General features: G+C 42.3%; 8 protein-coding genes and 2 pseudogenes. 9 read left to right on the forward strand and 1 reads right to left on the reverse strand.

Annotation, left to right across the window (positions count from 1 at the left end):
• Window positions 1-18: 18 nt before the first annotated feature.
• From EL84_RS22945 to EL84_RS22985, 9 genes and pseudogenes are all read left to right on the forward strand, one after another.
• Window positions 19-1,143: a dimethylarginine dimethylaminohydrolase family protein gene (locus EL84_RS22945; RefSeq protein ID WP_082219107.1), complete on the forward strand. Its 1,125-nt coding sequence runs from the start codon at window positions 19-21 to the stop codon at window positions 1,141-1,143.
• A 26-nt stretch (window positions 1,144-1,169) separates the two neighbouring features.
• Window positions 1,170-1,865, forward strand: coding sequence for a response regulator transcription factor (locus tag EL84_RS22950; protein ID WP_036673666.1), 696 nt, complete (start codon window positions 1,170-1,172; stop codon window positions 1,863-1,865).
• Window positions 1,852-3,168 (forward strand): sensor histidine kinase, encoded by a 1,317-nt coding sequence (locus EL84_RS22955; protein ID WP_047843254.1) that lies wholly within the window; start codon window positions 1,852-1,854, stop codon window positions 3,166-3,168. Before EL84_RS22950 ends, EL84_RS22955 begins: the two co-directional genes overlap by 14 nt.
• A 523-nt stretch (window positions 3,169-3,691) precedes the next feature.
• Window positions 3,692-5,668, forward strand: coding sequence for a sigma-70 family RNA polymerase sigma factor (locus EL84_RS22965; RefSeq protein WP_047843256.1), 1,977 nt, complete (start codon window positions 3,692-3,694; stop codon window positions 5,666-5,668).
• Window positions 5,669-5,741: 73 nt separating this feature from the next.
• Window positions 5,742-5,852 (forward strand): annotated as a pseudogene (locus tag EL84_RS32605) (tyrosine recombinase XerS); the annotation flags it as partial.
• A 502-nt stretch (window positions 5,853-6,354) separates the two neighbouring features.
• The gene (locus EL84_RS22970) at window positions 6,355-7,020 is read left to right on the forward strand and encodes a GntR family transcriptional regulator (protein WP_047843257.1); all 666 of its coding nucleotides are present in this window, start codon (window positions 6,355-6,357) and stop codon (window positions 7,018-7,020) included.
• Window positions 7,021-7,035: 15 nt separating this feature from the next.
• Window positions 7,036-8,727 carry a dihydroxy-acid dehydratase gene (gene ilvD / locus EL84_RS22975; protein WP_017688240.1) on the forward strand — a complete coding sequence of 564 codons (1,692 nt, stop codon included), beginning with the start codon at window positions 7,036-7,038 and terminating at the stop codon, window positions 8,725-8,727.
• Window positions 8,728-9,470: 743 nt separating this feature from the next.
• Window positions 9,471-10,047 (forward strand): annotated as a pseudogene (locus EL84_RS22980) (helix-turn-helix transcriptional regulator); the annotation flags it as partial.
• Window positions 10,048-10,504: 457 nt separating this feature from the next.
• Window positions 10,505-11,485, forward strand: a complete 981-nt coding sequence (locus EL84_RS22985) for a patatin-like phospholipase family protein (RefSeq protein ID WP_047843258.1) — start codon at window positions 10,505-10,507, stop codon at window positions 11,483-11,485.
• A 93-nt stretch (window positions 11,486-11,578) separates the two neighbouring features.
• On the opposite strand, the gene EL84_RS30940 is transcribed toward EL84_RS22985, so the two are convergent.
• Complete coding sequence (locus tag EL84_RS30940; protein WP_053061576.1) at window positions 11,579-11,971, reverse strand: hypothetical protein; 393 nt, start codon at window positions 11,969-11,971, stop codon at window positions 11,579-11,581.
• Between the last annotated feature and the right edge of the window lie 272 nt (window positions 11,972-12,243).

The following is a 12,243-nucleotide window of genomic DNA, read 5'->3' on the forward strand; positions in this document are numbered from 1 at the left end:
TATTAGGAGGGCATTAATATGAAAAGAAAGAGTTTGAAGTGGGTTGGATCAACAGCATTATCACTTGTACTGGTAACTAGCATATTACCAGTGGCAGGGGCGACTGGTGTGTCTAAAGTTAATAGAGTTACGGAAGTGAATGGAACTGTGACTACAAAAAGTGAGAAAAACAATGTATATGTAGAGAGTGAATTCGCCACGCTAAAAAGAGTTGTATTGACACAATCTGAAGCTTTTATGCACTTCAATTTTGATGATTTTCCAGAAGGAGACATGCCTATGCCTGAAGGAGGCATGTCTATAATGAATACGGATCCGGCAGAGGCACAGAAAAAGTGGGAAAAAGAGCGTGAAGATCTTAAAAAGGTTCTTGAAAAATACGGGGTTGAGGTTCAACGTCCACGCCTTTTAAATGAAAAAGAAAAACAACTAGGGGCTGTGAAAGATGGCATTACAGGTGGCGAAGGAGTAACTAATTTCTTTGTCAGAGATCCATTCTTCACAATCGGAAATCATCTAATTGAAGGTTCATTTAAATCGGCTTACCGGAGACTTGAGGTTTTACCTGTTAGAAGTATTCTGGATAAGGAAGCAGCCCAAAATAACGTTCCGCATGTAGCTGTCCCACAACCAGACGTTTCTAAAGGAATCAACTCTGCTGCCGGTCCTTACCTTGAAGGTGGAGATATCCTCGTGTATGGAAAGACTGTATTCGTCGGTAATTCTGGTCTAGCTTCAAACAAAGCCGGTATTGATTGGCTCAGAAACTATTTGACACCATCAGGTTATAAGGTGGTTGAGGTGAAGCTAGAGCCTGGCACATTGCACCTGGATTGTGCTATCAGTTTTGTAAGAGATGGATTAATGATTGTTAGCATGGATTCGTTAGCCAATGGGCTCCCAGAAGAACTTAATAATTGGGACAAAATCGAAGTGAGTTACAAGGATGCTCAAGATTTGGCAGTAAATGGATTGCCAATCAGTAGCAAAGTATATGTTACGGACATTGCATTCAAAAATACAATTGGAAAAGAGCTTGAGAAAAGAGGAATCAAAGTAGAATATGTTGATTACGAAATTTCTCGTTCTTTCGGCGGAGCTTTCCGTTGCAGTACACAGCCATTGCTTCGCACGGATAGCTAAAAGTTAAATCAAGTATGAGGTGAACTATGACAAGCCGGATTTTAGTGGTTGAAGATGATCAGGAAATTCGTGATCTGCTACGTATGTCTCTTGTCCGTGAAGGTTATGAAGTAACAACAGCTAAAGATGGAGAACAGGGAATTGAATTAGTAAATGAGTCATTGGATTTGGTGATTCTGGATATTATGATGCCTGGAATAAACGGACTGGAGGCTTGTATACGAATCAGAGAACGATACAATGTTCCTATTCTTTTTCTAACTGCTAAATCCGGAACTTTGGACAAAACGGAAGGTTTGCTTGCTGGTGGAGATGATTACTTAACTAAACCTTTTTCTGTACAGGAGCTTCTGGCAAGAGTTATTGCTTTGTTGCGTAGGTATACGATTTATCAAGATAAAAAGGATTATGGCGAAACATTTCTTATCGGAGGACGCTTAAAAGTAAGTGAACAATTTAACGATGTATGGAAAGGCAGTCAGAAGATTGAGCTTTCCGATCTGGAGTACGGTCTACTTAAACTGTTGATGACCAGAAGAAATAAAATTTTCTCTGCCCAAAATATTTATGAGAGTATTTGGAAAGAACCTTATTTCTACAGTTCAAATAATACGGTAGTAGTACACATCCGAAAATTACGATTGAAAATCGAAGAAGATCCAGCAAAACCAGCGTATATCTTAACGGAATGGGGAAGAGGTTACCGTTTTGGCCACTCATAAACTTACTATAACTAAAAAGTTGACTGTTTTAATAATTATTGCTCTCACCATAAGTGTTCTTTGTTTTTTACTTTTGCAGTCCATAAGCAATCGGGTTATGGATCATTATTTTACTTCTGATGAGCGTTTAAAGTCCGAATCTCAAGTTTATGTCCAAAAATTTTCAGAATATGTTTCAGCAAACGATCTGTCAACGACAGATCGTATTGCGTTTTCAGACTGGATTAAAAGTCAGAAGAGTAATTTATTTTTATACGTATTTCAGAACCAGGTGCTTCAATATGATTCCTTGTACCATGCTGATGACGAAGGAGCATATGGAAGTCAGCCTGAAACTGATTATGATCGACGGAACTCTTACCCAGTACAATTTAAGGATGGGACAGGTAACGTTTCAATCTATGGATTTTATTTTTCTCACTACTATAATGTGGCCTACATGCTTGAAATATTGCTGTCCGCAATGTTATTTATAACCATTGTTTTATTAGGAATACGTAGAGGGATCAAATATTTACGCACAATTAATAATGAAATTCATATCCTTGAAGGCGGCTCATTAGACTATTCTATAACGGTACGAGGGTATGATGAATTGGCGATGATTGCGGAAAGTATAGAGGAACTACGTAAAGCATTTTTAGGCAGGTTAGAAAGGATAGAAAATTTGCAAAATGAGAGTAGAAATCTTGCAACCGAAATGTCTCACGATATGCGTACGCCACTGACATCTCTCATCATGTATTTAGAGTTTGCCCGTAATACACCAGAAGATTTATGTGTAGAAACAAGGTATCAAATCGAGAGTGCGTATCAAAAGGCTCTCCAACTTAAGAATCGTACAGACGATCTGTTTTCATATTTTTTATTAGATAAAGAGAGGGAGGCAGACTTAGTAACCCTTTCAGTTCGGGAATCAATTCATGATGTATTGTCAGATATTACAGCTGTACTTAGAGCGGAAGGATTTCAGGTGCTTGTAAATGCCTCCCCTACTGATGTCATAATTATTGTGGATATGGAAAATATCGGACGTGTATTTGATAATTTTCTGTCTAACATACTAAAATATGCAGATCGAGAGCAAAAAATTAATTTATTTACTTATATAGAAGATAATCATTTTGTGATTTGTGTAGAAAACAAATTAAAAATAAAGAATGAATCTGTAGAAAGTTATAAATTGGGTGAAAAAATCATAGAAAAAGTTATGCATCGGATGATAGGAGAATTCTCTTCATCTGAAGATCGAGAGAATTACAAGATTATTCTGAAATTTAAAATAAGTCGAGCTTTTAAATAGCTGACTAAAATTGCATGTAACATGTTTTCGTAGATCTATCACGTTGACTGTATTCAATTCGTTCGACGATGAAGTTATGCGGGGGTTGTTACGACAAAACGGGTAATTCTGTTGGAAGAAGGTACAGCAGAGATGAAAGAGCTAATGGGCAGTAAAGGGGCTCAACGAAGCGAGCACTGGAAATCTGCCCATAAAGACCCAGCCACAACTCATGTTCACCTTTATAATTGGACTGATGAAGTGAAGGAGCTGAAGGTACTGGCCCATGCTGATCGATCAACCACAGGATGCCCTGACATCACGAGAATCAACCCATTGAAGTCGCTATTTTAGCGGCTTTTTTATTTTATCGGTACAAGTTCTTGTCCCAAGCTAAGGATAAGAACTTGTACCGATTGCCGATTAGGTGTATATCTAAATAATCAGCATATGCACTTATTTGGGAGCAACTATAAGAATAATGTTACATTAATTAAATCCAAACCCCCGAGTTAGCTGTCTATATAACAGGAGGTAAACGACAATGATCGATGCACAGCAACAAATCAACGCCGCACAAAACGGAGATCACGATGCCTTCGTATCTCTTATAAAGGATCGAACGGATAAGCTGCACCGAGTGGCTCGCCATTATGTACGGGAGTCCAAAGATGCGGAGGATATCGTTCAGGATGCCCTCGTTAAGGCTTATGAGTCACTGCAAACGCTGCAGCAAGCCGAAGCGTTTGAGAGCTGGCTTACCAGAATTGTGGTGAACCGGGCGCTCAATCATTTGAAGAAATCCAAGCGTGTTCACCTGAGCGAAGACCCGCAGGCGCAAGAGCCATTGGTCGTTAATGATATCGATCAAACCCTGGATCTGGAGCGTGCATTGGCCAGTCTGAATCCGAAGCTGCGTCAGCTCCTGTTCTTAAAATATAAGAAGGACCTGACCCAGCAGCAAATCGCCCATCTCCTGGATATGCCATTAGGTACTGTAAAAACACAATTACGGAAGGGGCTGGAACATTTGCGCAACGAAATGGCTCAAGATTTTCTCGAACGAGACCTGGATACATTACGCCTGCAGTTAAGACAACAGGCAGAGCACCAGTTTGCCGTTTCACCGGATTATGATCTGATCGTCAATGACTATCAAGAGAACACCGGGAGGGGAACAGGGAAGGGAGAAGCGGGATTCTTATGGGTTAAAACGGGGAGTGATGACGCCGTTTCTGCCACGCTCTCCAGGGACGGCAACTTGCTAGACTATGCCATTTCCTGGGCCTCATTGGACAACGAGACACGGATATCTGAGGAGGAGCTCAAACAGCAGGCAGAGCAATTCCTGGAAGATCATTATCCCGGCGCACTGCGTGATTTTCCGTATTGTGAGATGGAGTGGATGGAAGGGATGTTTGTGTACACACGACAGCAGAAGGCGATGGGGCTGCCGCTTCCTGAGACGGGATGCCTGATTATGGTTCATCCCAGCGGTCGCGTGGTCGGATTTAGGTACTATGGAACCGTTCCAGGGCCAGCACTCCCAACCATGATCACACCAGAAGAGGAACAGATGGCGTGTATGAAGGCGAATTTTTTGCTACATGTGGAGTATTGCGTATTGGACAAAGCCGTGTACACGGATGGTGACGATCAGGTCCATCTTGTTTACGCCCCCCGAAGTAGAGGGCTAATCTATACTGCATCATCACAGGAGGAAGTTCCGACAGCCTATAGGGCAGAAGCTGTCCCCTCTGACCCAAGAACTCTGGACGAGTGGCCAGGTGAGTTCCCGCCCGCACGAAGCCTAGAAGAGTGGATTGGCGTAGACAACGACCAATTTCAGTTAGTACAAGACGACAATATTGGCTCGAACACCAAGTTGATGGTGTGGAAGCAACAGAATGAAGAGCGTCCAGCCAAGAATGACCGGTCTTGGAAGGCCTATTGGGCTGATCAGATGGAGGGAGCGGTCAAGGCGCGAGTAGACAGCCAATCCGGACAACTGATTGACTTTGTTTCGCATGGTAAGCCAGATCAACTAGCTCCATTAACCTGGGATCGAGACGCATGTATAGAAGTAGCTATGGACTATGTCCGAGGACTAGCAGCCGAAATGTTGCCGTATCTCAAGCTTCTAACTGAAGAGAGCGACGACGAAGATCGTTTGGAAATCATTCGCTTTGGTGTATATGTTCAAGACATATCTGTCAGGGATGAATGCTATCAACTAGCTGTTGACCGCTCTAATGGGAGGGTCAAAAGTTTGATGTCCCCCTCCATAAGGCCAGAACAGTTAAAGAAGCTGGAGACCGTGCCTTCATTTGATTACCAGACAGCCATCCTCCGATGGACGGCACAGGCCAAGCTGCGTCTGCAATGGGAACGGATGCACAATGCTAGGGTGGAAGAGGCCCCGTACGAACTAGTGTATCGAATGATTGGTAGCGAGCACGAGCGGACGCCCGAAGTGCTTGATGCGCATACGGGGAAGTTATACGAAAATACTTTTTACTGACAAACAAAAACATCTAGCCCGAAACTCAGGGCTGGAAGGCATTCAAAAGCCTGCGGACGTAGAACAGCATTTTAAAAATAGACGTTTAACACAACGTTCTATAGAAAAACTTGTTGAGAAATATGCAACAGCCTTTGGAAAGCCGGCTTTGACGGTTCATTCTTCTTTGAGGCATTCATTTGCCATTATTTAGACAAAGGGCATAAATTCATGAACCTGGAGGATGCGAGAGTCGATCAAACCGGCATATTAATTGTGTCCATTGAATTTTAAAAACGCCGAACTCGGAATATGAGTTCGGCGTTTTAGGTAGATTATACGACGGAGGGGTGGGAGTTAAAACTACAAACTCATGTCGAGGGACAAGAACATGTACCGATTACCGTAATGGACAAGAACATCGTCCGATTTCCGATTAGATGTATACTTAAGTAAAAAGTACATAAGCCCTCATTAGTACCAAATAATTTTATATAATAACATTCACATTAAAATATATTACTTATGTAACATTTCTCAAAGAAAGACTCTTAAATTATAGTTCTCTTTTTTTGTCTCAGACTCTCAATAAAAACAGGTAGTTATCTGGATAAAATTAATTGAGCGAGTAAATGAAATAATAATTGCTTCTCGATCGTGTATGCGATATATTGCATATAAGAATAATTGTAATGAGGATGAAAACAATGCCAATACCTAAAGATTTTTCCTTACCAGTCCGTATGTCCGCAAAAGAAAGAGCCTTTTCTCAGATTCAACGATGGATCATTGATGGAACACTGCAACCAGGTGAAAAGCTTATTGATGCGGAAATGGCTGAATCGCTTGGAGTCAGCCGGACACCGATTCGGGAGGCATTTCAGTTACTCGAAGTTCAAGGCCTAGTGTCCATGCATCCAGGAAAAGAAACAAAAGTAACGAATATTGAGAAAAACGATATTTTTAAGATGTATTCAACGATGGCTGCTCTTCAGGCCTTAGCTGCTGAAATTACCGCCAAAATTATTGTTCCAGAACAGATTGAGAAACTAAGATCCATAAATTTGGAATTCGCAAGTTCCATTAAGAATGGCCAAGTTTATCAGGCTATGGAGGTGGATGAGCAATTTCATAATTATATTGTGGAGCTCTCAGATAATCCTTATGTAGCTACATTTAATACATCTCTTCAGATTCACATTAGGCGATTTAAATACGTATTTTTAAAACAACCTATTACGGCTACACTAGCTTCAGTTGAAGAACATGATCAGATTATTAAAGCTTTTGAAGGCAAAAATAGCAACGATGCCCATAATTTAATGAAACAAAATTTTATTCGACCGATGCAGGAACTGAACGAAATACTTTGAAATGAGGGAAGAAACATGGAAAATAAAAAAGATCTTCGCATTCGAAGCAAGGTAATCAGTGAAGGTGCTAACCGGGTACCGAACAGAGCGATGCTGCGTGCAGTTGGATTTCAAGATGAGGATTTTAAAAAGCCAATGATCGGAATAGCAAGTACGTGGAGTGAAGTAACACCGTGTAATATGCACATCAATGATTTAGCGGTGCAAGCTAAGCGGGGCGCACGTAATAACGGCGGTGCCCCACTAATTTTTAATACGATTACCGTTTCTGATGGGATCTCGATGGGGCATGGCGGGATGTTGTTCTCGCTACCAAGTCGGGAAGCTATAGCTGATTCGATTGAAATTGTGACCGGAGCCGAGCGTTTTGACGGCGTTGTTGCAATCGGTGGGTGTGACAAGAATACGCCTGCATGTTTGATGGCTATTGGACGGATGAATATTCCTTCTGTTTATGTATATGGAGGAACCATTCAACCTGGTAATCTCGACGGTAAAAAAGTGGATATCGTTTCAGCTTTTGAAGCCGTTGGGCAATATCAAGATGGAAAAATAACAGACGAACAATTGCATAAGGTCGAATGCAGTGTTTGTCCAGGTCCAGGGGCTTGTGGGGGGATGTATACCGCTAATACGATGGCCGCAGCTGCAGAAGCAATGGGTATGTGTTTGCCTGGTTCATCTTCGACATCAGCTATCTCAGCGGATAAAGCATTGGAATGCGAAGCAGCCGGTAAGCAGGTCATCTCACTTCTTGAACAGGAAATCTACCCAAGAGACATTATGACGAAGAAAGCATTTGAGAATGCGATCACCGTTGTTATGGCTCTAGGGGGATCAACCAACGCATTTCTCCATCTGCTAGCTATTGCGCACTCCGTAGAAGTGGATTTAACCTTGGATGATTTTGAACGAATTCGCTTGCGTGTTCCTCATTTGGCAGATCTGAAGCCAAGTGGTCAGTATGTCATGCAGGATTTGAATGATATTGGTGGTGTTTCCGGGGTAATGAAGCTATTGCTCGCTGAGGGATTACTTCATGGGGATTGCCTCACCGTAACTGGTAAAACGTTGGCGGAGAATTTAGCGGAAGCTGCTCCACTTCAGAATGATCAAGAGATTATACGTCCACTCAATAATCCGCTTAAACCAAATGGACCACTGGTTGTGCTTCGAGGAAACCTAGCTCCTGAAGGCGCTGTTGCCAAAATGTCAGGCATGAAGATACAACAGTTTTCCGGACCGACAAAGGTGTACGATAGCGAAGATGAAGCGACAGAAGCGATCATGAATGATGAAATTCAAGAAGGGGACGTATTGGTCATACGCTATTGTGGACCGAAGGGTGGACCAGGTATGCCTGAGATGCTTTCCGTTACAGCACTCATTGTAGGGAAAGGTCTCGGTGGGAAAGTTGCTCTCATAACAGATGGTAGGTTCTCGGGTGGCTCGCATGGATTTGTAGTCGGCCATGTATCCCCTGAGGCACAAGTAGGTGGACCGATCTCTTTGCTCCAAAATGGAGATATTATCACCATTGATAGCGACATTCAGGAAATTAAGGTTGAAGTGCCAGAAGAAGAGTTGGCCGCTCGAGCGCAAGCTTGGGTACAACCGCCACTGAAAGTGAAATCCGGTGTACTTGCCAAATATGCTAAATTAGTTTCCTCTGCTTCAAGAGGTGCAGTAACAGATTTGATGGAATAAACAATTAAACATTGATGCTAAAATGGGAGGGGAGAAGCTACTACAACGAATGCATGAAGCGCGCTAAACAAAAAAACGCCAGCTTTAGAGATCAAGAATGTCGCAAGAAAAAGATGAAGAATTTAGTTTCATCATTTGAAAATGAAGTGCACCCCCTAGAATAGACATTGGAAAAACCCCTGAGTTTAGCCGATGAAATTCTAGGGGGTGTATTTTTGCTTGTACCGCAATGCAAGTCGCTCGAAGAAAGGGAGAAATGTCGAGGGACAAGAACATAGTCCCATTGAAGTCGCTAATTTAGCGGCTTTTTTATTTTATCGGTACAAGTTCTTGTCCCGAGCCAAGGACAAGAACTTGTACCGATTGCCGGAATGGACAAGATCATAAGCCGATTACCGATTAGATGGAGATCTAACATTGATCACATGCACTTAAAGATTCATTAAGTACCATAATACATGAAAATGTTCACAATGTTATGTGACAACTGAGAAGATGAGAGGTTAAACACGGTTGCTAGGTATTAAAAAAGCGAAATATCGGACTGAAAGTAGCTGCTGAGGACAAAAACTTCTACCGATTACCGTATTGGACAAGAACATGTTCTTAGGAGAACTTAATTAGACAAGATTTGTTGGGATTGGTCTTCAGGGGATGCGAACGATGCTGACAATTTGGTGCAGGAAATGCAAGGAAAGTCTTTTTTATTTACGATAGTATTTAACTCGAAGGGAGGGAGAACGATGGATTGGTTGGAGAGGATGAAAAGTTCAATCGATAATATCGAAACAAATTTGGAGAACAATATCTCATATGATGAAATAGCGCAGATTGCCTGTTGCTCTACCTATCATTTTCAACGAATGTTCCCTTTCATTAAAGGAATCACGTTATCCGAGTACATCAGACGTCGTCGTTTGACATTAGCGGCTTTTGAACTGCAGGCAAACGATGCGAGGGTAATCGATGTTGCTATGAAATATGGATACCAATCGCCGGAAGCGTTCGCACCAGCGTTTAAGAATCTCCTTGGGACTATGCCGATATCTGCGCGCGATAAAGGCGTTTCCTTAAAAGCCTATCCTCGAATGTCCTTTCATATCTCAATAAGAGGAGATGTCGAGATAAATTACTGGATAGAACAAAGAGGATCTTTCGAGATGTTCGGCATTTTGTCTTGTGAGTCAGGATTTACAAATGTCATTTACTGATGTTCCTCAGTTCCGTAAGCAATGTGATGAGGACGGCAGTATGGATCTAATGAACGAGTTACTATGGCGGTTTGGTAATACCGTGCTGCATGCTGCCTTATATGACCATATGTTAAACGTTAACGGTATTGATCTTGCTTATGACAGTTATAGCGATGAAAAGCATGAAACCATGCTCCTGATTGCCTGCCGGGAACACAAATGATCCGATGGACTGTTCCATTTTGTGAGATGCTGGCGGCAAAAGGATACAGGGTGATTCGTTTTGATAATCGGGACACAAACTTATCTACCTATTTTATCCATCACACTACACTGGATTTTGAAGCCCTCGCCAGAACACTTATGTCAGGACAACGCCCGAAAATTCCTTATACGCTTGAGGGTATGTCTGCCATCACAGCTGTTTGAAGCCGTTGGGGAGGAATTGGGCGGATCGCTCGGCACAAGGGTTAACCGATTGAAGGGGGAAGCAAGCATAACAAACATATCCTCAACGTGAATAGTTTAATTTACAAAGCTAATAATAACCAGGAAATATTTCATTTTGTAAGGAGGAAATTCAAGTGAAGGCAGATGCAGTCTTTGAAGGCGGGGGGGTCAAGGGAATTGCTTTTGTGGGAGCCATAGAGGTGATGGAGGCTAGAGGCTATACTTGGAACAAAATTGCAGGTACTTCAGCTGGAGCGATTGTTGCGACATTGTTAGCCTGCGGTTACAACAGTGCTGAAATTCGGAATTTGATGAGCTCGCTAGATTATACTAAGCTGCTCGGACGGACAGGAATAAGCAGGTTGCCTCTGTTTAACAAGACCCTTCCATTCATATTTGACTCTGGAATCTATAGCAATCACATTTTAGAGCAAGTGATGACAGATTGGCTGAAACGTAAGAACATTGTAACGTTTGGAGATCTTCCAGAAGGAAAGCTTTCCATTATCGCCTCGAATATAAGTAATGGTAAGATCGTCGTTTTTCCTAATGATTTGCCTCATTACGGACTGAAAGCATCTGAATTTCCAATTGCTGCAGCTGTGCGAATGAGCACAACACTGCCTTTCTTTTTTAAACCTTATCTATGGCATACGCCATTACAGAAGAAACCGTATTATATGCTGGATGGAGGCATGCTCAGTAACTTTCCGATCTGGCTCTTTGATGTGGAGGGGATTCCACAGTGGCCGACCTTTGGCTTCCGGCTGTCAGAAAAGCGTACGTATGCCCAATCTATGGATATCAACGGTCCGGTTTCTTTACTCAAAGGAATATTCAAAACGATGTTACAGGCCCACGATCAAAGACATGTAGATGAACATACGGAAGAACGAACGATGTTTATTCCTACTGGAAAAGTAACAACGACGAAGTTCAATTTGACGGAAGAAGACCAGCGTTTCTTACTGCAATCAGGACATGTTACAGCAACGAAATTTCTGGAAAGTTGGAATTTTGAAACGTACAAGAATAAATTCAGACAAAATCATGCAATCACACCGATGGAACTTTACTTTGCAGAACAGCAGGAGGGACATAAAATTTACCAATAACTATGATTTTCCCATGATGTATAACATAAAGAAACCTTCATGACCACTCGGTGAACGGGTGGTCATGATGACTTAACATTCCCTATATCCTGCCTATTTAGAATAACGGATAGGGGGGTCATCCAATATCATAGATCCCTTTTTGCTTAATTCAAACCAACAGCCTTCTTTATTACCCAGTGTACATTGATCCCCTTTAGTTTGCTTCGCAATAACTGTACTAGCTAGACGCTCTCCAAGTTCCTCTATATTCATCGTCGCGCCTAATGAAATAAACTCATTTCCATAACGGAGAAGAAGTGTCGGGTAGCTGTTTACTCCAAGGCGGTGTACTTGGGCAAACTCTGCGTGTGCCTCGGCAATTGCCGCTGGATCATTCAGTATTTTCATCACTTCATCAGCATCAAGGTCTTTCTGCAGCGCAATTTTATAGTACGTCTGTGGATTGCTAAGGCTTAAGCCATCATAATAAAATGCCTTTTGCATCGCAGAAGCGAGATCGATTGCGCGGTCAGGGGCCAGTGAACGCAGAGCATTAAATCCGATTGCTGCAATCTCGGAGTCCAGAACTAGGCTACCTTCGTTTAGAAGCTCCTCATAAGAAGGCCCAAACTCCGCCCCTGTAATTTGACTAATCCGTTTGTTGGCCTCGGGAATATGAGGGAAGGCCGCGATGGCAATTGTGAGGCTCAGTGCTTACCGGGATAATGTGGTGTTCACACATATCCTTTCTCGAAAGCTTAACACAATAACCCCAA

The organism is Paenibacillus sp. VT-400, assembly GCF_001029205.1.
Classification (GTDB): Bacteria; Bacillota; Bacilli; order Paenibacillales; family Paenibacillaceae; genus Paenibacillus; species Paenibacillus amylolyticus.